General features: G+C 57.5%; 15 protein-coding genes and 1 other RNA gene. 12 read left to right on the plus strand and 4 right to left on the minus strand.

Annotated features, from left to right (window positions below):
- The first annotated feature begins 83 nt into the window (after nt 1-83).
- The 5 genes from ACYSMN_RS05890 (at nt 84) to ACYSMN_RS05910 (ending at nt 6,731) form a co-directional block, all read left to right on the plus strand.
- Nucleotides 84-2,495 (plus strand): TonB-dependent receptor, encoded by a 2,412-nt coding sequence (locus ACYSMN_RS05890; protein WP_488922925.1) that lies wholly within the window; start codon nt 84-86, stop codon nt 2,493-2,495.
- A gap of 147 nt (nt 2,496-2,642) precedes the next feature.
- On the plus strand, nt 2,643-3,761 hold the full coding sequence (locus ACYSMN_RS05895) for a PepSY-associated TM helix domain-containing protein (RefSeq protein WP_488922926.1): 1,119 nt from the start codon (nt 2,643-2,645) through the stop codon (nt 3,759-3,761).
- A gap of 41 nt (nt 3,762-3,802) precedes the next feature.
- Nucleotides 3,803-4,123 (plus strand): DUF6686 family protein, encoded by a 321-nt coding sequence (locus ACYSMN_RS05900; RefSeq protein ID WP_488922927.1) that lies wholly within the window; start codon nt 3,803-3,805, stop codon nt 4,121-4,123.
- A 239-nt stretch (nt 4,124-4,362) separates the two neighbouring features.
- On the plus strand, nt 4,363-5,415 hold the full coding sequence (locus tag ACYSMN_RS05905; RefSeq protein WP_488922928.1) for a T9SS type A sorting domain-containing protein: 1,053 nt from the start codon (nt 4,363-4,365) through the stop codon (nt 5,413-5,415).
- A 260-nt stretch (nt 5,416-5,675) separates the two neighbouring features.
- On the plus strand, nt 5,676-6,731 hold the full coding sequence (locus ACYSMN_RS05910) for a T9SS type A sorting domain-containing protein (protein ID WP_488922929.1): 1,056 nt from the start codon (nt 5,676-5,678) through the stop codon (nt 6,729-6,731).
- A 93-nt stretch (nt 6,732-6,824) separates the two neighbouring features.
- Here the strand turns inward: ACYSMN_RS05910 and ACYSMN_RS05915 are convergent, their stop codons facing one another.
- From ACYSMN_RS05915 to ACYSMN_RS05925, 3 genes are all read right to left on the minus strand, one after another.
- Nucleotides 6,825-10,073 (minus strand): AsmA family protein, encoded by a 3,249-nt coding sequence (locus tag ACYSMN_RS05915; protein ID WP_488922930.1) that lies wholly within the window; start codon nt 10,071-10,073, stop codon nt 6,825-6,827.
- Nucleotides 10,074-10,249: 176 nt separating this feature from the next.
- On the minus strand, nt 10,250-10,978 hold the full coding sequence (locus ACYSMN_RS05920) for a type 1 glutamine amidotransferase (protein WP_488922931.1): 729 nt from the start codon (nt 10,976-10,978) through the stop codon (nt 10,250-10,252).
- Between the two features lie 3 nt (nt 10,979-10,981).
- A complete protein-coding gene (locus ACYSMN_RS05925) occupies nt 10,982-11,758 on the minus strand; it encodes a hypothetical protein (protein ID WP_488922932.1) in 777 nt (258 codons plus the stop codon).
- 225 nt (nt 11,759-11,983) lie between these two features.
- On the opposite strand from ACYSMN_RS05925, the gene ACYSMN_RS05930 reads away from it, so the two are divergent.
- Nucleotides 11,984-13,885: a DUF4153 domain-containing protein gene (locus ACYSMN_RS05930; RefSeq protein WP_488922933.1), complete on the plus strand. Its 1,902-nt coding sequence runs from the start codon at nt 11,984-11,986 to the stop codon at nt 13,883-13,885.
- Nucleotides 13,886-14,037: 152 nt separating this feature from the next.
- On the opposite strand, the gene guaA is transcribed toward ACYSMN_RS05930, so the two are convergent.
- Nucleotides 14,038-15,570, minus strand: a complete 1,533-nt coding sequence (gene guaA, locus ACYSMN_RS05935; protein WP_488922934.1) for a glutamine-hydrolyzing GMP synthase — start codon at nt 15,568-15,570, stop codon at nt 14,038-14,040.
- 265 nt (nt 15,571-15,835) lie between these two features.
- Here guaA and ACYSMN_RS05940 point away from each other — a divergent pair, with 265 nt between their 5' ends.
- From ACYSMN_RS05940 to ACYSMN_RS05965, 6 genes are all read left to right on the plus strand, one after another.
- Complete coding sequence (locus ACYSMN_RS05940) at nt 15,836-16,342, plus strand: carboxypeptidase-like regulatory domain-containing protein (RefSeq protein ID WP_488922935.1); 507 nt, start codon at nt 15,836-15,838, stop codon at nt 16,340-16,342.
- A gap of 149 nt (nt 16,343-16,491) precedes the next feature.
- Nucleotides 16,492-16,588, plus strand: an RNA gene (gene ffs, locus ACYSMN_RS05945) — signal recognition particle sRNA small type.
- A gap of 332 nt (nt 16,589-16,920) precedes the next feature.
- Nucleotides 16,921-17,577: a fructose-6-phosphate aldolase gene (fsa, locus tag ACYSMN_RS05950; RefSeq protein ID WP_488922936.1), complete on the plus strand. Its 657-nt coding sequence runs from the start codon at nt 16,921-16,923 to the stop codon at nt 17,575-17,577.
- Nucleotides 17,578-17,662: 85 nt separating this feature from the next.
- Nucleotides 17,663-17,866 carry a fructose-6-phosphate aldolase gene (locus ACYSMN_RS05955; protein WP_488922937.1) on the plus strand — a complete coding sequence of 68 codons (204 nt, stop codon included), beginning with the start codon at nt 17,663-17,665 and terminating at the stop codon, nt 17,864-17,866.
- 135 nt (nt 17,867-18,001) lie between these two features.
- Nucleotides 18,002-18,715 carry a cell division ATP-binding protein FtsE gene (locus tag ACYSMN_RS05960; protein WP_488922938.1) on the plus strand — a complete coding sequence of 238 codons (714 nt, stop codon included), beginning with the start codon at nt 18,002-18,004 and terminating at the stop codon, nt 18,713-18,715.
- Nucleotides 18,716-18,867: 152 nt separating this feature from the next.
- Nucleotides 18,868-19,758: a glycosyltransferase gene (locus ACYSMN_RS05965; protein ID WP_488922939.1), complete on the plus strand. Its 891-nt coding sequence runs from the start codon at nt 18,868-18,870 to the stop codon at nt 19,756-19,758.
- Nucleotides 19,759-19,798 lie beyond the last annotated feature (40 nt).

Below are 19,798 nucleotides of genomic sequence, written 5' to 3' on the forward strand. Positions count from 1 at the left end.
CTATTTAAAATTTGTCTAAATAAACCTTGCCAGGCCCAACGGCTGGTTCTACCTTTGTGCTGTCGAAACTTCCTTCACAGCCCATGCACCGCCTGCTGCTCGCACTTCTGCTGCGCCTTCCTATAACTGTCTTCGTTCTTACTTCGACCTCCGTTGTTGCCTTGGCGCAAGCCACTGGCTCAGTAAGCGGCCGCATAACGGATAAGCTCGGCAGTAGCCTGCCAGGCGTTAATGTGGTGCTGCGCGGCACTACGTTGGGAGCTGCCACGCAGGCCGATGGCTCTTTCCGCCTGGATGGCGTGCCGGCTGGTTCCTATACGCTGGAAGCACGTTTCATCGGTTACAAAACGCAGCAGCAAAACATTACGGTAGGAGAGGGGCAGTCGGCGGAGGTACGGCTCACGCTCCCGGAAGACGCCGCGCAATTGAACGAGGTTATCGTGTCGGCGAGCCGGCGGGCGGAGACTATCAACGAAACGCCCGTGTCGGTGACGGTGCTGGGAGCCAAGGAAATTGCGGTGCAAACGGCCAGCACGCCCGGCAATATTGCCGCCGTGGTCGGCAACGCGGTGCCGGGTTTGGGGGTGAGCACCAACCAAACCGGCAATTTCGGCCAGACCCTGCGTGGGCGCAACCTGCTGGTGCTCGTGGATGGCATTCCGCAGAGTGCGCCGTTACGCGCCGGCTCCCGCGACATCCGCATCATCGACCCCGGCGTAATTGAGCGGATCGAAGTCATCAAAGGTGCTACTTCCATCTATGGCAACGGCGCCGACGGCGGCTTGATCAACTACATCACCAAGAAGCCGGTGGTGGGCAAAACCTTCGGCGGGCAAACGACGCTGGGCGTAAACAGCAGCCTGCCCGGCCTTGATGGCAACACGCTCGGCTACCGCGCTTCCCAGCAGTTTTACAGCAAACAAAAAGCTTTCGACTACGTGGTAAGCGGCTCTTACGACCAGACCGGCGTGTTCAAGGATGCGCGCGGGCAGGTGATTTCGCCGGAGTACGGCCTGGGTGAAACCAAAACCTACAACGGCTTCGCCAAGCTAGGCTACGACCTCACGCCCCGAGACCGGGTGGAGGTGATGTACAACTACTTCAGCAGCCGCCAACGCTCCGACTACGTGCTGCAAAACGGCGAGTACGGCGAGTTTCCGGCCATTGGTGTCCGCGGCGAGCGGCCGGGCACCGACGAAGGCACCCGCCACAACCACAATGCCTACCTCGTGTACCGCGGCCAGGAACGCCTGCCGCTGCGCACTTCCTTCGACCTGACCGGCTACTGGCAGGATTTCCGCACGATTTACAGCGTCGACCGCACCTTTTTTGAAAACAGCGGCCAGTCGGAAATCAACTCCGACAAGAAAGGCCTGCGCCTGAACCTGAACACGCCCATCCTGACCGGCGAGCAATTCAGCGCCGACCTCACCTACGGCCTCGACGTGCTCAACGACCGGACCTCGCAAACCCTCGTGGATAGCCGGGTGTGGGCCCCGGAAATGAACATGCGCAACCTCGCGCCCTACGCGCAGCTCCGCGCTACACTCTTCGAGCATTTGGTCCTGAAAGCCGGTGCCCGCCGCGAAAATATCCGCGTAGGGGTGGATGACTACCAAACCCTGCGCACGCAGAGCGGCACCACCTACGTGGGCGGCGACGCCGTGCAGGGTGGTACGCTCAAGTACAACACAACCGTGTACAACGCCGGCCTGCGTTACTCGCGTTTTAAGTGGCTGAACCCCTTCGTGAGCTACTCGGAAGGATTTTCGCTTTACGAACTGGGCCGTACGCTGCGCACGGCGTCGGTGGGAGGCAAGAAGGTCACGAATATCAGCGAGCTGGAAACCAATCCGGTGGTGGTGCGCAACTACGAGGCGGGCCTCAACAGCCAGCTTGGCCCCGTGAACGTGGGTGGCGTGTACTACATCAGCCGCTCCGACCTGGGCGCCAACCTGGTGCAGGTAGACGGCGTTCTGGTGCCGCAGCGCCTGCCCGAACGTGTCTGGGGCTATGAACTGACGCTGGATTGGGCCGCGCTAGACCAGCTTTCCATCGGGGGCTCCTACTCCTGGGTGGAAGGCAAAGCCGACCGCGGCGACAACGGCAGCTTCTCCGACGCCGACGACGTGTATCTGAACAGCACCCGCATCACCCCGCCTAAAGCCACCGGCTACATTCGCTACTCGCCCTTCGAGAAGCTGAGCCTCAACCTGAATTACGTGCGCTCGGGCCGCCGAGAGCGGTTTCAGCCGCTGGCCCGCCCCACGGCTACGGCGCTCTATGCTCCGGGTGAGGGTCCGCTTAAGCCCTTCGACTTGTTCAATTTCAGCGCCGCGTATCGTCCTGGTGAGCAAATCACGGTGGGCCTGGGCGTAGAAAACCTACTGAACAAGGCGTACTATCCAACTATTGCGCAGTTCTATGGCAACGATACGAACTACACCCGTGGCAACGGTGCCCGTATGAATCTGAGCGTGGGATACTCTTTTTAGCGGGCTAGTTAGTGGCACGGACTTCAGTCCGTAGTCCTGCCATTAGCTCAGTTTGGGTAGGTGGCAAAAGGAGGCTACGGACTGAAGTCCGTGCCACACTACTTGTTTAAGCTTTGATTTGTTAGATCTAACGTCTCCAACGCAGCAATGCCCATCAACCGCCGGCTCTTTGCGCTTCATTCCTGGCTCGGCCTGCTGGCGGGCAGCTTCATTCTCGTGTTTTTCTGCACGGGCGCGCTGATGGTTTTTCGGGAAGAAATAAACGAGCTGAGCCACCCGGAGCTGTTTCGGGTAGAAGCGCAGCCGCGGCTCCTGAGCTACGATACCTTGTACCGGCTGACGCGGCAGCACGAGCCGGCGGCCATTTTCTACTCGCTCCGTCACATCCCCCAAACACCCAACGAAACGCTGGAAATCCGCATTTACGAAGCCGGCGAGTACGGGCGGCTGTTCGTGAATCCCTACACTGGGCAGGTGCTGGGCAAGTCGTTCAATTCCTTTACCGATGCGCTGATTATTCTGCACTACAGCTTTTATCTCAAGCACGTGGGCGAGGCGCTGGCGGGCTTTTTTGCCATCTGCCTGCTCGGTTCTACCCTCACGGGCGGCATCGTGTACCGCAAGTCGCTGCTGAAAGTGCTGTTGTTTCGGCAGCGGGTGAGCTGGCGCAACTGGCGGGCGGCTTCGTCGGGGCTGCACCGAGTGCTGGGCGTGTGGGCGCTGCTGTTTCAGCTATTGCTGGCGAGCAGTGGCCTCTGGATGAGCTGGGACGCTTTCGATCTGCAAAAAATCCTGAGCAACGAGGAGAAGCCGCAGGCCACATTGCCCGCCGTAGCCGCCAATCTTGACGTACTCATTCGGGAAGCAGCTCAGCAAGTGCCAGGTCTGCACCTGACGCGCGTCAATTTCCCCCGTAAGCCCGAAGCGCCCATCAGCGTACTCGGCACCTCGCCTGCCGACTCCTGGCTGTGGGGCGGCTCCGTGAACAAGGTGGAATTCGCTAACGTACCCGGCGCGGCTCAGCTCCGCAAGCTCACTCGCCAACAGGACCTTAAGCCGCTGGAAAAGCTCGATTTGGCGCTCCGTACGCTGCATTTCGGGCAATATGGCGGTCTGGGCATCAAGGTGCTGTATAGTCTGCTGGCCCTTAGCAGCGCTGTCATCACCATCACCGGCTTCATGATGTGGTTTCGGCGCTCCAAAGCCCACCCCGTAGCCCGGCGCGGCCACGCGGCCCGGCCGCGTGGCCGGCTGACGCGCGTCTGAGCAACAGGCGCAGGTAAAGTACGCACTACTTTCCGTTTCACATGGCCCAGTTCTTTCACCACAATGAGTTTGGCTACTGCGCCCGGTGCCCCCGGACGCGCCATTTGCACGTGTGCTTTGGAAACGTCGCCTTAGCCGCCACGGTCCCCGAGTTTCAGGAGTTTCGGCAGTGCATTCAGCAAACTTGGCAGCACCACCAGTTCAGCACCCCTGACCCCGAAAGCCGCTGCATTGCCCTCCGAACTCCGGCTCCGAAGCTCGCCATGGTTTTTTCGTTGGTAGAACTGGGCCAACTACATGATATTCTAGAAAACACGGCGTTGTTGCTGGAAGTGGAAGAACTGCTGAATCCTGGTGAGTAGGAGCAAGCTAGCGGTGTTTATTGGAGTATTTGGTGCAGACCGAGCCCGGCTTTGACTATCTGTGGCCTGCTCTCTATAATTCAAGAATAGCTTTTAGCCAGCGGGCCCCGGAAGGATGAATAGTCAGACTTTTGAGTTTCTCTCTAAGAACCCACAACGTACCTTTCTGCTCCATTGCAACCTGAAGCTCTACAAGCCAGTAGAGGCAGGTGCTTTCAACCACTGCTTTTTTCCTTTTTATGAAGCAACCCTACTTTCTCGACTACCTGTCCGGCCACAAAAGCTCGGTTCTAGCAACCGTGTTCGGTATCAGTGCCTTAGGTGCCCAAAGTCAATCCCTAAATTTCACTCCCGCATCCGTCAGTAGTACAGTTGGCACCTTCACGCCACTAGGTAGCGCCAGCACGGCTATTGTGGTGGCCAGCAGGGACGACGCTAACTCCGCACCCCAGCCCATCGGCTTCACATTCAACTACAACGGGCAAAATTTCACCCAGTTTATACTCAATACCGATGGGGCGTTGAAGCTTGGCAGCACACCGCCCACCGATACGTTTGATGATTTTCTCATCAGTGTGGACCCAGCGAACAACAACATGCTATTTCCTTTGTACGAGGATTTGCAGGCCGCTTCTACCACTACGAGTTTCCGCTTTCAAACTACGGGCACGGCGCCCAACCGGGTGTGCACGGTGGAGTGGGCCGGCATGGACGAATCCGTTGGCCCAAAGCAGTTCACGGATGCCAGCTTTCAAGTCAAACTCTACGAGACCATCAACACCATTGAGTTCGTATATGGTCCGTTTACACCAGGCAACGGTACCGCAAAAACGTCGATCAGCTCTGTTGGCCTAAAAGGAACGGGCCCTCTTAATGGTCGCTTAGTGTTAGCAACCAAGTCAGCAACAACCCCGTGGGCGGCTGGTACTTGGCGAGGCAATCTTTATGCCACCGAAAAATTTGATTTCGACAAAACGACCTTACCGCAAGTAGGACGCACGTTCCGTTTCGGCACTGCTCCGCTAGGCACCTCAGCCGCGTTGGAGCAAGCCGTCAACGTGTTCCCAAACCCAAGCAGCGGGTTATGTACGCTCGATGTGCGCGGCGCCAGTAGCAAAAATGGTTTGCAAGTGAAAGTTATAAATACGCTGGGCCAGTGCCTTCACACGGCCGTAGTCCGAGACAACACTGCCACTCCACTTGACTTGGGCAACTTGCCTAATGGCATGTACACGCTGAAAGTGCGGAATGGCAACGACTTCTCCATCCGCCACGTGTCGGTGCAGAAGTAGGGAAGGGCTTGAGCAATGTTGTGGAGAAGGCAGTCAGTAATTGGCTGCCTTTTTTGCTTGATAAGTGTTTTGCAGCAACCGTAATGGTTGTGGCTGCGGCTACCATACTAGTTGCTATTGCACTGTTCTATTGCAGGTTGAATTATACAACGATATATTAAAACAATGGCATTGTTTTTTCTGTGGCTGTGAAGTGTATAGCTCTACCTGCGAGTAGATCTATCAGGATGTCTCAATTCTCACCATTTTTCTTCTCCACTATGAAAAAGACTTACCTCTTCGCACATTTGTATGGCCGCAAAAATCTAGCGTCGCTCGCCTTACTTGGCCTGGTTTCCTTGGGCGCTCAAGGGCAAGCGCTGAATTATCCTCCCACTTCTGTTACCAATACAACTAGCGCATACACTCTCCTCGGCAATACAAGCACGACCATTAGGGTAGACGATGCTGACGATGATAATTCGGATCCTCAACTTATTGGTTTTACGTTCAACTACAACGGGCAAAACTTCACCCAGTTTGTGCTGAACACCAATGGAGCCTTGAAGCTTGGTGCCACTCCACCCAGCGATGATAACGATGATTTTCTGAACAGCACGAACCCAGCTGATGAGAATATGCTGTTTCCCTTATCTGATGACTTAGTGGGAATTTCAGCTACCTCAAGTTTTCGCTTTGAAACAACTGGGACAGCGCCTAACCGTGTATGCACGGTGGAATGGTCTGGCATGAGTGAATTCGACGAGCCAACTCAATACACCGACGCTAGTTTTCAAGTCAAACTCTACGAAACTACCAACGCTATTGAGTTCGTCTACGGTTCTTTCACCCCCGGTACTGGTAGTGCAGAGGCAAGCTTGGGGTATGTAGGGCTGAAAGGAACGGGCCCTCTCAATGGCCGTCTAGTGCTAGGGACCAAAGCAGAAACGGCCGCCTGGTCGGCTGTTGCGTGGCAGGGCGCTCTATATACATCGAATCAAGGCTTAATCTTTAACAGGACGACTTTGCCCGATGCGGGACGTCGGTTTCGCTTCAACACTACTCCGCTAGGTACATCGGCCGCACTCAACCGGGCTATCAGTGTGTTCCCTAACCCCAGCAGCGGGTTGTTCACCCTCGATGTGCGCGGCGCCAATGCCAAGAACGGGCTACAGGTGGAAGTCGTGAATATGCTCGGCCAGCGTGTGCATGCGGCCACGGTGCGTGACAACTTTGCCAGCCAGCTTGACTTGAGCACTTTATCCAATGGCATGTACACGCTGAAGGTGCAGAACGGCAACGAATTTTCCGTTCGTCATGTGTCAGTGCAGAAGTAAGAATCGCGGCTGTTATTCGTATCCATTGCACAAAAAAGACGGCCTGCTACTGCGGGCCGTCTTTTTTGTGAGAATGAAGTAGGCAAGTTGCTTTCAACGAAGCAGCCTTAACGTAGTATCAAGACGCTGAGTGCGCAGTAGATCTTGGTATTCCTGTTGCAGTTGTAGCTGGTTTTGGCTTTGTTCTAGGCCCCTGAACGGGCGCACTTTGTAGCGGCTGCCAGGAGTACGACTTAAGTTCACGTAGAGTAGGCCCCGACTAGGCCGCTCCGTTGCTTCCCCGCTACGGATACGGGCAACCCGTTTTTGGTTGTTGCCAAATAATGCCTGCATGGGGCTCAACCCCACATAAAGATTCGCTTGGCCATTCAGGTAATATTCGCCGCTCACGTCCATATCGGTGAGGTTGCTATTTAGGTTTAGAGACGGAATTAGCAGCCGGCCGCCATCGAGTACAAAACGCGGACTGACGGGCTCGAAGAGAAGGTGGCTGGTGCGTTCTTCGCGCAGAAACCGTAGGGCCGTCATGAGGGCTTCTACATTTAGTAGTTCCAAGTTGCGCAGGTCGGTTTTTAGGAAGGCGTAAGTTTGGTTCAAGTGCGGCAGAAATGTGTTATCCAAATCTGTATATAGGTCCGTTTCTCCGTTCATCGTGCCCCGAATATTGTCGGGCCCTAGTACATCAAAGCCCAGCGCACTGGCGAGCGTAAATAGCTCCGGCAGCTGTAAGCCGCGTAGGCGCAGCTGCGCGTGCAACGGATGATGGTTGGCTTCAGCACCGGTGAGTAGTTCACCACGCAAGGAAATATCACCCCCGAAGGCCCGCAGGTCGCATTGTTCCACCCGTGCCTTTCCAGCTCCCAAGCTGCTTTCGAGCCGAAAGCGGCTGCCTTGTAGCGCCGCATATCGCACTTGGTCGGCAGTCACGCGCACCTGGCCAGTTACGGTGCCGTCGAGGAAAGGGGAAGGGGTGCCCTGGGGCCGGCGGCGTTGGCGGAGAGTATCAGTATCACCATCCGTATCGGGAGGAACGGTGCTGAGAGCCGCTAATAGCTGCAGTAAGTGCTGCACATCCAGGGTGGCGTAGCGCAGGTCGAGGCGGGCGTGAGCATTGGTTAGGTGCGTGCCATCGAGGCGGGCGCTGGCGCTGAGTTGGCCAGTGCCACCCGTAGTAGAGCGAAAAGTCAGGGCCGGAATTCGAAAGTCGGGGCCCGTTTTGTTGATGTTTAAACGAAGGTTCAGAAGCTGGTCGTTGGTGGGCAGCACCAGCCGGTCGATGGTGGCCACGGCCTGCCCGTTGGCAGCGAGGAGTATTTCGCGCAAAGTAGGGGCCGTGGGGGCCGCAGATGCCCGCTGCGACGGGCGCGTAACACGGGCCAGGAGCTGACGATAGTTGAGCAGAGGAAAATGTACCGCTAACTGGGTGGTGATAGGCTGAGACGTGAGGGTGTCGGTGGGCCAACTTACGCGGCCAGTCAGCTCCCCACCCCATACCCGCCCGTGCAGCTCACGGAGCTGCACGCTACGGCCATCGTGGTCGACTGTGGCCGCTAAGTCTGCCAGCGTGTCGGCCGCCAGCACCAAACGTCCACATCGCAGCTGAATGTTGAGCCGCAGACCGGGGGGAAGCACATTCAGGGCCCGCGAAGCCAGATCCTGGTTCCGAGTGCGGCCGGGGCGTGGGAGGCGAGGAGCAGTGGGTGTAGTACGGCGGCGTGGGTCGGCCAGCAAACGGCGAAACTCAGCTAGGTTAAGCTCGTCTACCGCGAACGTGCCGGCTACAGTGGTGGTAGCATGTTGGCCGCTGAAGTAAGCTAGCAGATACGTGGTGGTGGCGTTGGCGCGTACCTGCATCCCGTTGAGGCGCCCCGACAGGTTTTCCAGCACCCACAGACTGTCGCGCAAACGGATGCGCACGTTCAACCCCACCATATTGGCTTGCCGCCGCGGCACTGTGAACGAGGCATTTTCGAATTGCACGGTACCACGGGCCGCAATGGGGCGCAACAGTGAATCGGGAGGAGGAAGGGTACGCCGGGCAGTGCGCTTAGGTATTGTGGGCAATACTCCATTCAGCTCTAAGTCGAGGGCTGCTTGGCCCTGGCGGGCCCGCCACAGCGTGGGGGCCACCACTGCTGCTAGCGTTTGCAGCTCGGTGCGGCCGCGCACATGGCCCAGCAGCCGGGGCCGCGTGAAATCGCGCACGGTAAGGGCGGCATCCAACTCACCCGCCTTCGAATAAAGCCGACAGTGCTCGAACGTGAGGTAAGTCGTGCGCGGCGAGTGGCCGGGGCCATTATCGAATACGCCGCGCGCGTCCCAGCGACGGATGCGCCGCGCGGCGTCTGTCCACTGCATCTGGGCATTGCGGAGCGTGAAGCGCAGGACCGTACGGGGCCGGGTGGTAGGCCCGCTCAAACCCCGAATGGTGTACCAGATATGGGCGTGACTAGGGCTACGAGCACCTCGCAGGTACCTGTTTAGGCTGGTGGGCAAGGCCACGTGCAGCACCTCCAGCAAGGGCTGGTCGCCCTCGAAGCGTAGGTTGAGGTGGGTGCCGCGGGGCTCGCCGGGCGCCGGGCCCCGGTGCGTACCCCCAATGCTTACCGTGTCGCCGTTGAGCGTGGCGCGGGTGCGCAGGAAAGTGCCTTCGCGCCGCCGAAAATTGTATTGATAGCTCACCCGCGCCACTATGGGCTCTTGTTCAAACAAGTTGCCCTGCCCACTGCGTAAGTACACCAATTGCCCATTCAGCAAACCGCCTACTTCAGCCACACCCTTGCGCACCCGCGCCACCAGCCGCCCGTGCCGCACATACGCCTCGAAGCCACTTCTGTGCAGCTCGTTGCGGTCCGTTACGCGCACGTTGAGCAGAACCAGTGAGTCAAGGTCGAAATTGGGCGGGATGCTGGGCGTTGTTTTCCGGGGGCCTTTACCCCGCAAGCCCCAGTCATGCCCCAGCGAGTCAGTGAATTGGCGAAACTCTACGTCGCGTAGCGTTAGGTGGCTGACCCGAAACTCACCCCGCCAAATAGATCCTAATTCCAGTTGCGCATCAGCCTGGCCCACGCGTAGCACGGGTACCGCGCGGTGGTAGGAGGTATCCGTCAGTAACACATGTTGCAACGAGGCCGTGAGGTGGGGGAAGTTGCGCAGGATGGAAATATCCACTGCAAAGGGAGCGAGCACCAAATCTGAAGTACGCGCTACTCGTTCGCGGATTAAGTGCTCCAACTGCCGCTGCCCCCAGTGCGTGCCCAGCAACCAAGCGCCAATCAATACCGTCAGCAACACGCCCAGCACGCTTAGGCCTAGCAACTGACGGAAAGAAGGACGCCGCATAGGAAGGAACAGAGACAAAGAAGATGAGTCCCCATACTACGCAGAAAACCCGGCAGTGGTATGTAGCAAAGCTCAGCCAGGTATAGAAGAGCTAAGCTGTATAGCCAGGTTTGCTCTGTGGAAGACAATGCTCCTCAGCACCAAACCTGTCTACACGTAACTCCACCAGCAAAGTACTACTGAAAATCAGCCCCTAGAAAAGACGGCGTAAGCTGCGCCACTAAGGCATTCAGCAGCGGAAAAAGGAAGCTGGGACCTTGGGCCAAAAGTTGCCGTTGCTGGTTCAGGTGGCCGATTGTTTGCACATGCGGCGCAGCTGGGAGGGTGGAACCTTCCGCATCAAGCAGCGCGTCGAGTAACTCGTCGGTTGCTTCCGGATGAAATTGGAGCCCTACCACCCGGCTTTCCCACACAAATCCCTGACACGGCGTGGCTTCCGATGAAGCCATGGCCACCGCGCCGGGCGGTAGGGTAAACGTGTCGTAGTGCCAATGCAGCACGGGTAGCACCGCCGGGGTGTGCTGAAACAACGAATGTTGCCGGATGGCTTCGGTGAAATGCACTGGGAAAAAGCCCACTTCCGGCTCCGTATTAGGGCCTATCCGAGCACCCAAGATCTGCGCCAGCAGCTGAGACCCTAAGCAAATGCCTAGCACCGGCGTACCAGCCGCAATAGCAGTCCGCAAAAAAACCTTCTCGGCGCGTAGCCACGGAAACTCGGCCTCGTCGTGCACCCCCATAGCTCCACCCAGCACCACCAGCAGGTCCACATCAGTGAGTTGCGGAAGAGCGGGTTGGGGTTCAAACCACCGCGTGCTAGTCAGGCTGTGGCCGTGCGTGTGGGCCCAGGTGGCCACCCAGCCCGGCCCTTCGGCGGCCATGTGTTGAAAATAATGGATGCGCATCACTCAGCGGAGGTCGTCGAACTCCAGGTACAGCTGCTTCTCCACGGTTACCGGAACGGGCCGTTGTTGACTGGTGCCCGTTACGGTAGCGGAAGTTGCAGGTAGCGGCTTGCGGGCGTTAGCGCCCGGCAATTGCCACGAAAGCGCGTCGTTCTGCCGCAGGCTTTTCACGGCTTTGGCATCGGTTACGCGCACACGCAACACCTGGTCGAAATCGGGCTGGCCTTCGATGCGGTGCACCAAGAACTGCTCCTGGCTGCTGCCGAACAGTAAAAAAGACTGCTGCGGAGCCGGTGTCGTAGCGGCGTTGAGCTGCTGGAAGTGCACCACGCGCCGGATGCTGACGCGCACGTTGCGCGCGATGGGTACGCCGCCCCGCTCGAAGTGGCCCCGATAGAGCGTGCCGCGGAAAGACTGGCGAGCCTGCACTACTTCGGGCAGCACAAACCGCTCCGGCTCCAGCGTGTACACGGTTTCGGCGGGAAATTCCCGCTGGCTTTGCGCGTATACCGCCTGGGCCGAATCGGGCAGACTGAGTTCTAGCAGCACCTGGTAGTGGTGCGGGCTGTGGAACATGGGCAGGTGTGAGGCAAACACGGCACTCGTGCCAAACACCAGCATACCGTGCACGCTCGGCCGGTCGGGTACGGCGGCAGTGGGAGCCGAAACGGCGGTGGGGGTAGGGTGATGCGCGTGCTGCCCCAAGGCAGACAGGCAGCTAGTGAGGAGCAGGGCCGCGACGGTGGCGCCCTGCAAAACCCGGCGAGGGGTGTAAAACATTTGTCAGGAAGACAGGGGGGGATTGCCAATATTCGGCACCGGGACAAAGGTAACACTCCGCCGCGAAACGCCGTGACTGTGTCACAATTGAAAGAAAACCAGTGCGGCTTCGGTACTCGGAAAGGGCCAATACAATATATGGGCTGGATATGGGCTGGTAACTCAACAGGAAAATATGGAAGAAGCCAGATTCATCCGTTTCTTGCTTGCTCTTTCCTGTCTCTTATGAAACTGCCCTCTTTGCAGCACTTGGCTGCCGAAGCTGTCCGTGTGGTGCGGCGCTTCCCGCTCACTCTGCTGTGTAGTTTGCTGCTAGGCGCCGTGTGCATCTATTATCAGCGCCTCGACTACGAGGAAAAAGACACTATAGACTGGTTGTTTCCGGTGCTATCGGCGGCGGTGCTGGGGCTCACGCTCACGCTGAGTGCGGCACTGGCCGGGGAACGGTACCGTTGGCCGTGGTGGGGGCGGGCACTGGCGGCGGCTGGTGCTGTGGGTTTGCTGGTGCTGTGGTATGCGCTAAGTCCGACCGAACCCAGCTTGGTATGGGCGTTGCGGCTGGCGCTGCTACTGCTCGGGCTGCATTTGCTGGTGGCCGTGGTGCCCTACCTGCCGGAGTTGCGCCGCACAGCCGATACCCCAGGCTTCTGGCGTTACAACGAGATTTTGTTTCTGCGCATTCTCACAGCGGGCCTGTATTCGGGGGTGCTTTTTGCTGGCTGCGCACTGGCGCTGGTAGCTATACAAAATTTATTTAACGTCGTGCTCGACCGGCACATTTACGAGCATCTGTTTACGGTGCTGGCCACGGTGTTCAACACCTGGTTTTTCCTGGCCGGGGTGCCCCACGACTTCGAGGAGTTGGAGCAAGATGCTGCTTATCCCAAAGGGTTGAAGCTGTTTACGCAGTTTGTGCTGCTCCCGCTGGTCGTCCTGTACCTCGTCATTCTGTACGCCTATCTGGCCCGTATCCTGGTGCTCTGGACGCTGCCAAAAGGGTGGGTTTCTACGCTGGTGCTGGCTTTCTCCGTAGCCGGCATCTTTGCTTTGCTTCTTATTCATCCCATTCGCCATGCCGCCGAAAACACCTGGATTCGCACGTTCGCGCGGTGGTTTTATAGGGCTTTGTTTCCGCTGCTGGGGTTGCTGTTTGTGGCTATTGGTACGCGCGTACAGGCTTACGGCATCACCGAGGAGCGCTACTTCGTGCTGGTGTTGGCGGGGTGGCTGGCCGGTATAGCGGCGTACTTCCTGCTGCGGCAGGGGCGGGGTATTATCTGGATTCCGGCTTCCTTGGCGTTAATAGTACTGCTGGCGTCGGCCGGGCCGTGGGGCGCGTTTGCCGTAGCCGAACGGAGCCAGTTGCAGCAACTTCAGAAACTAGCCGCGGAGTACAAGCTGCTGAAGAATGGGAAGCTAGACGGAGCCGGCGAACGAGTGCCAAAGCTGACAAAAAACACCAGAAACCGCATTGCTTCCGTATTAGATTTCTTCGTCAAGCGTGACGCCGTGCCGCGGCTTCAGCCGTTTTTCGCGGCGAATCTGACGGTGCCCGATTCCCTGCGTGAAGCACCAGATCAGAGGGAATGGTTTTACAGCCGGCTGCACGAAATCAGTGGCATTTCGCCGTATGATCCATACGGTTTGGAAGAAGGAACCGAAACGTCTACCAGTTTTGAAACTCCCAGCTACGACTATCAAGCATTGGGTAATGGCCGCTATTGGATCAAGAATGTGTATAGCGCCCCATACGGATACCTCTCCAACCGCACGGAAGAAAGCTTGGTAGAAGTACCAGCGCGCGAGGGTTCTTTTCGGCTGCGGAGCGAGAGACAAGGCTATAACATTATATTGGAGCAATTGCGCCCTGACAGCACTTGGCAACAGATGTTACATGTGTCGCCCGGCGCCCTCGCCGATTCGTTGGTGCAGCAGCGTGGCTCCGGCAATAGTTCTAGAGTTGAGCTACCAGCCAGCGGCCTTACGTTGCGCGCGTCTACCTCTAAAGCTTCGCTAAGCCTGTTTATGGCCCAGCTGACCAGGCAGCAGAAACAAGATTCGGTATTCTACCACATGAACGGCGAGGCGCTGTTGGAGCTAAGTAAGCAGTTTCCTTCCACGAGATAATAGGCAGTCGGCGATTAGCAAATGCCGCGGCTGTAGGCTGTGCAGCTCCGCAAACCAGAATGGAAGCTAAATTCTAAGTTCTTATATCTAGTGTCTCACTGCATAAAAAAAGAGCCGCCAGCGTAACGCCGGCGGCTCTTTTTACGCAACGCCTATTCCCACTCAATAGTAGCCGGGGGCTTGGAGCTGATATCGTACACGACGCGGTTGATGCCGCGCACTTGGTTGATGATTTTGTTGCTGACTTCGGCCAGGAACTCGTAGGGCAGGTGGGCCCAATCGGCGGTCATGCCATCTACGCTCGTTACGGCGCGCAGGGCCACTACCCGCTCGTAGGTACGCTCATCGCCCATTACGCCCACGCTCTGCACGGGCAGCAGCATTACGCCAGCCTGCCATACTTTCTCGTAGAGGCCGTGCTCTTTTAGGCCGTTGATGAAGATGGCGTCGGCGCGTTGCAGCAGGTCCACTTTCTCCGGCGTGATATCGCCGAGGATGCGGATGCCCAGGCCGGGACCGGGGAAGGGGTGGCGGTGCAGAATATTAACCGGCAGCTCCAGCGTGTGGCCCACTTCCCGCACCTCATCCTTGAACAAGGCCCGCAGCGGCTCCACAATGCGCAGGTTCATCTTCTCGGGCAGCCCGCCCACGTTGTGGTGGCTCTTGATGGTCACGGCCGGCCCTTTCACCGACACCGACTCAATAACATCGGGGTAAATGGTGCCCTGCGCCAACCACCGGGCGCCGTCTACTTTCTGCGCTTCCCTATCGAAGACCTCAATAAACGTGCGGCCGATGGCCTTGCGCTTCAGCTCCGGGTCCGTCAAACCAGTCAAGGCTGCGTAAAACTCGGCACTAGCATCCACGCCGCGCACGTTTAGGCCCAAGTCGCGGTAGGAGTGGAGCACATCTTCGTACTCGTCTTTCCGCAGCAGCCCATTATTGACGAAGATGCCGTGCAGGCGCTTGCCAACGGCGCGGTGCAGCAATAGCGCCGCCACGCTCGAATCGACGCCGCCGGAGAGGCCCAGAATCACCTGGTCCTGCTCGCCAATAGTGCGCTGCAAGGTTGCCACCATCGAATCGACGAAGTGCTCCGGCGTCCAGCTTTGGTCGAGCCCGCAGATGTTTACCACGAAGTTCTGGAGTAGCGTTTTGCCGTCCGTGGAGTGCGTAACCTCGGGGTGAAACTGAATGCCGTAGGTTTCCTGCCCGGCGATATGAAAAGCCGCCACGGCCACTTCCGGCGTGCTGGCAATAATGTCGAAGCCAGTTGGCAGCGTCTTAATCGTGTCGCCGTGCGACATCCAGACTTGCGACTCCGTGGGCACGCCGTGCAGCAGCGGCGAATCGTGGTGCACGCGGGCCAGGCGGGCGCGGCCGTACTCCCGAATGGTAGCCGGCATCACGTCGCCGCCTTGCTGGTGCGCCAGCAACTGGGCCCCGTAACACACGCCTAACACGGGCACGTGGCCTAAATATTTGTTTAGGTCAGGATTAGGAGCTTCTGAGTCGCGGACGGAACACGGCGAGCCCGAAAGCACAACGCCCCGGATGTCCTCAGTGAGGTCCGGGGCGTGATTAAACGGGTGGATTTCGCAGTAAACGTTCAGCTCGCGGATGCGTCGGGCAATAAGCTGCGTGTACTGTGACCCAAAATCGAGAATCAGGATTTGTTGAGGCATGACGCAAAGGTAAACACCCTAGTCGTGCGCACAACAATCCAGATAAAGCGTTTTTGCTCTTTATAACCCAAGTCATGGAAGTATATAAATTAAATAATGGATATTTTTTCTTGGTTTTTTCTCAGCTATTCAAAATGTATTCGTAATATTGCATAGTAGTTTTTGAAGAACATATTGGAACTCGACAGTAACCTTGTTCGCCAAAGTTCAGTATGCGCCTCTGATAACTCTCTCGTTTGCAACTCGCTCTTCTCAGTTTACCCGCATGAAAACTATTTACTCTCGCCTTGCCTTGCTGTGTGTCCTTGGTGTATCGGCATCGTCGGCAATAGCTCAGTCTCGTCCTCGTCCTGCTGCCGCCCCAGCGGCTCGAGTTCTCAATTCCCGCACGCTAGCCATTGCCGATAAAAAAACGGAACCAGTTGTTGTAGCCGAAACGGCCGCGCCTCTAGCACCCGTAGCAGCTCCAGCACCGCAACCTCGCGTGCTAATGGGCACCGTGCTCAACGAACAAGGCGCGCCGCTAGCCGGAGCAGTAGTGCTAATTACCTCCGACCGTACCTCCGCCACCAGCACCAACGCCGACGGCCAGTACATGATTCGCAGCACCGCCGTCGATCCGGTACTCAAGGTAACGTACGCGGGCTACCAAGACATGGAGTTCACGCCCCACGAAGAACAGCCCGTTACTTTCACTTTGGAGCCTATCAGCGACTATTCGCGCCAGTTCAAGAAGCAAAGCAAGGCTGCGCAAAAAGCTTATAAGCACTAAGCCAGCCGGCTGAAGCTACTTGCTTGAGAGCGAAATATTTACTGCATACCATACGCCTCGGCCCGTCGGAAAAAACCCAGCGGGCCGAGTTTTTTGCAAAAAAACTACGGTAGCTATGCGTTTCCCAGTATTGGCGGCGTATCTTTGCAGCGGCGAGTCAGAACGACCAGCTCCTGCTGAACTCCCCCAGGACCGGAAGGTAGCAAGGGTAGGTGGTTGAGCGGTGCGATTTTGGCTCGCTTTTTTTGATCACAGATTAGCGCGAATTTTAACGGATTACACGGATTTCGTGGACGTTGTTCGTTCTACTTGCCCATATTAGTTGAAACAGAGAGGGCTTGCCATCTGGCAAGCCCTCTCTGTTCTTAGGGAGCCCCAGTGTTTGAGAGTCTGGGCGCCGGCTCCAGGTCAGGCGATTCAACTGTTCACATAATCTGCGTGAAAAGTCTGTCGGCAGCAGCGCTACGCGCGAGCCAGAAGCTGCAATCGTCCACAAAATCCGCGAAATCCGTTAAAATCCGCGCTAATCCGTGATCCTTGGAGTAGCTTTGGGGCCTCATTGTTTTCAACTTACTCGCATGAAATTCTTCATTGATACCGCCAACCTGAAGGAGATTCAGGAAGCCGTGGAGCTGGGCGTGCTCGACGGCGTGACCACCAACCCTTCGCTGATGGCTAAAGAAGGCATTCGCGGCATTGATGCCGTGCTGAGCCATTACAAGCAAATCTGCGAGCTGGTCGATGGCGACGTATCGGCCGAAGTAATTGCCACCGACTTAGAGGGCATCATTCGGGAAGGCGAGGCGCTGGCCGAACTACACCCCAATATTGTGGTGAAAGTGCCCATGATTCGGGAAGGCGTGAAAGCCATCAAGTATTTCTCGGAGAAAGGCATTAAAACCAACTGCACTCTGATTTTCTCGGCCGGACAGGCCCTACTGGCCGCTAAAGCCGGTGCTACCTACGTGTCGCCATTCGTAGGTCGCCTGGATGATATCGGGCACGACGGCCTGCAACTGATTCAGCAGATCGTAGATATTTTCTCCAACTACGGCTACCCCACGCAGGTGCTAGCCGCCTCCGTGCGCCACGTGCCACACCTCATTCAATGTGCCGAGTTGGGTGCCGACGTAGTGACCTGTCCGCTGAACGTTATTACGAGCCTGCTCAATCATCCCCTCACCGAGAAAGGCCTCGCCACTTTCCTGGCCGACCACGCGAAAGTAAACGCGTAAGTTTGAAGAGCTAGGAGTTAGAAGCTAGAAGTCAGTAGCAGCTTTGCATTCTAACTCCTGGCTCCTAACTCCTAGCTCCTTCAGTATGTACATCATCAAGGTAAAAGGCAAGGCCAAGATTCCGGACTACATTCAGTTGCGCGACGAGAACTTCGTGCTCATCGCGTATTTCCGTGCCGACCGGCCGCTGAAGGACTTGCACCGCTATGGCCTCGAAAACAAGGAAGTGGCGCTAGCGGCCGTTATAGAGGGCCTGGAGTTCGGTAAGCTGCAAAAGCTGGAAGTGTAAGCCGCCACACCAACACTTGCATTCCCGCTAAAGCGCAAACGCCGGGCGGGCCCTGTTATAGCAGCCGTACTTGGCTTTCTGCTTTAGCCGGAATGATATTTTTGGGGAAAGACTCGTCCCTGTATCTTCGCCTTTATGCCCACTGCCACCAACCCGGTTATCGAACTGCACGACGCCTACATAATGCAGGATGTGAATACCGTGCTGCAAAAGGTTACGTTTGCGCTCGACAAAGGCGAGTTCGCCTACCTCGTTGGGCGTACGGGTTCCGGGAAAAGCTCTCTGCTGAAGACGCTCTACGCCGATTTGCCCCTGGGTTCCGGCACGGGCGCGGTGGTAGGATTTCCGCTGCCCAAGCTCAGTAATAGCGGCAAAGTGCCGTTTCTGCGCCGTAAGTTGGGTATTATCTTCCAGGATTTCCAGTTGCTTTTCGACCGAACCGTGGCCGAAAACCTGCTCTTTGTGCTCAATGCTACCGGCTGGCGCGGGAAGGCGCGCAAGCAACAGCGTATGTCGGAGGTGCTGATGCGCGTGGGGCTGGCTAACGTGGCCAACAAGATGCCGCACCAGCTTTCCGGCGGCGAGCAGCAGCGCGTGGTAATTGCCAGAGCCCTACTAAATGAACCACTGCTGCTGCTGGCCGACGAACCCACTGGCAACCTCGACCCCGACGTAGCGGATAGTATCATGCGCCTGTTCGTGGAAATCAACAACGCTGGCACGGCGGTGCTTATGGCTACCCACAACTACCAAATCATTCGGCAATACCCGAAACGAGTGCTCAAGTGTGAGCAAGGCCAATTGGTTGACTCAGCTGTTTCACCGTTTCAATTGAAAATGGAAAGCTAGGAGCTACGTAGTTTTTTGGGTGGCGCGTGAAAAGTTTGGTTACATTCTTGCCGCTGACTCAGCTCCTGAACGAAACAAAGGATGACTGTAGGCATTGCTCGCAAGTCAGCCCTCATTCTTAATTCATACTTCCCCATTCATACTTCCAAAGGATGTCCGGTTTGTCGGTGTTGATTCCGGTGTACAACCGCAACGTGACGGAGCTGGTGCAAGCGCTGCTAGCCCAGGCTGCTGACTGGCCCGGTCCGCTGGAAATCTGCTGCTTCGATGATGGCTCGACGGAAGCTCAGCGTCTGCTAAACCGCCCATTAGCGGCGCTGCCTGGTGTGCGCTACCAAGAACTGCCCCACAACGTAGGTCGGGCGGCCATTCGCAATCAGTTGGCTACAGCGGCCCGCTACGAATGGCTACTACTGCTCGATAACGATAGCCTGCTTCCCGACGACAAATTTCTCGCCCGTTACGCCGCGGCCCGCCACCTGGCGCCGGTACTGGTGGGCGGCACCGCCTACGAAACGGCCGCCCCAGCTTCTAAGGAGCTGCGTCTGCGCTGGCTCTACGGCCGCCGCCGCGAAGCCCGCCCCGCCGCTCGACGCCAGCGGGCTCCTCACGGCCAGCTCACGCTCAATAATATGCTGGTGCGCGCCGACGTATTTCTGCGCTTCGGCCTCGATGAAACCCTAACTCGGTACGGACACGAAGACACTAAATTTGGATGGTTGCTCCGGCAGGCGAAAGTACCTGTGCAGCACCTCGATAACCCCGTGCTGCACGATGGGCTGGAGCCCGCGGCGCAGTTTCTGCAAAAAACCCACGACGCCGTCCGCAACTTGGCCCGCCTGTACCGTGCCGAAGGCCTCGGTGCCGATACCAAGCTGCTGAAAGCCGCTTTGCAACTCCACCGCTGGGGACTTGGGGAGGCGGTGCGCGGCGCTTTCCGGTTGCGCCAGCAACAAGTACGCCGCAACTTGCTCTCCACCCAGCCCAGCCTGCGCCAGCTCGACGCGCTCAAGCTCTACTGGCTGCTAACGGAACTGCGATAACAAAAAAAGGCCGGCCCCTCGCGGGAACCGGCCTTTGCAC

The organism is Hymenobacter sp. M1-2, assembly GCF_057808495.1.

What these genes read in the sequence shown, in the direction of transcription:
- ACYSMN_RS05890 (WP_488922925.1), top strand. Translation starts at nt 84, where the DNA reads ATGCACCGCCTGCTGCTCGCACTTCTGCTGCGCCTTCCTATAACTGTC.
- ACYSMN_RS05895 (WP_488922926.1), top strand. Translation starts at nt 2,643, where the DNA reads ATGCCCATCAACCGCCGGCTCTTTGCGCTTCATTCCTGGCTCGGCCTG.
- ACYSMN_RS05900 (WP_488922927.1), top strand. Translation starts at nt 3,803, where the DNA reads ATGGCCCAGTTCTTTCACCACAATGAGTTTGGCTACTGCGCCCGGTGC.
- ACYSMN_RS05905 (WP_488922928.1), top strand. Translation starts at nt 4,363, where the DNA reads ATGAAGCAACCCTACTTTCTCGACTACCTGTCCGGCCACAAAAGCTCG.
- ACYSMN_RS05910 (WP_488922929.1), top strand. Translation starts at nt 5,676, where the DNA reads ATGAAAAAGACTTACCTCTTCGCACATTTGTATGGCCGCAAAAATCTA.
- ACYSMN_RS05915 (WP_488922930.1), bottom strand. Translation starts at nt 10,073, where the DNA reads ATGCGGCGTCCTTCTTTCCGTCAGTTGCTAGGCCTAAGCGTGCTGGGC.
- ACYSMN_RS05920 (WP_488922931.1), bottom strand. Translation starts at nt 10,978, where the DNA reads ATGCGCATCCATTATTTTCAACACATGGCCGCCGAAGGGCCGGGCTGG.
- ACYSMN_RS05925 (WP_488922932.1), bottom strand. Translation starts at nt 11,758, where the DNA reads ATGTTTTACACCCCTCGCCGGGTTTTGCAGGGCGCCACCGTCGCGGCC.
- ACYSMN_RS05930 (WP_488922933.1), top strand. Translation starts at nt 11,984, where the DNA reads ATGAAACTGCCCTCTTTGCAGCACTTGGCTGCCGAAGCTGTCCGTGTG.
- guaA (WP_488922934.1), bottom strand. Translation starts at nt 15,570, where the DNA reads ATGCCTCAACAAATCCTGATTCTCGATTTTGGGTCACAGTACACGCAG.
- ACYSMN_RS05940 (WP_488922935.1), top strand. Translation starts at nt 15,836, where the DNA reads ATGAAAACTATTTACTCTCGCCTTGCCTTGCTGTGTGTCCTTGGTGTA.
- fsa (WP_488922936.1), top strand. Translation starts at nt 16,921, where the DNA reads ATGAAATTCTTCATTGATACCGCCAACCTGAAGGAGATTCAGGAAGCC.
- ACYSMN_RS05955 (WP_488922937.1), top strand. Translation starts at nt 17,663, where the DNA reads ATGTACATCATCAAGGTAAAAGGCAAGGCCAAGATTCCGGACTACATT.
- ACYSMN_RS05960 (WP_488922938.1), top strand. Translation starts at nt 18,002, where the DNA reads ATGCCCACTGCCACCAACCCGGTTATCGAACTGCACGACGCCTACATA.
- ACYSMN_RS05965 (WP_488922939.1), top strand. Translation starts at nt 18,868, where the DNA reads ATGTCCGGTTTGTCGGTGTTGATTCCGGTGTACAACCGCAACGTGACG.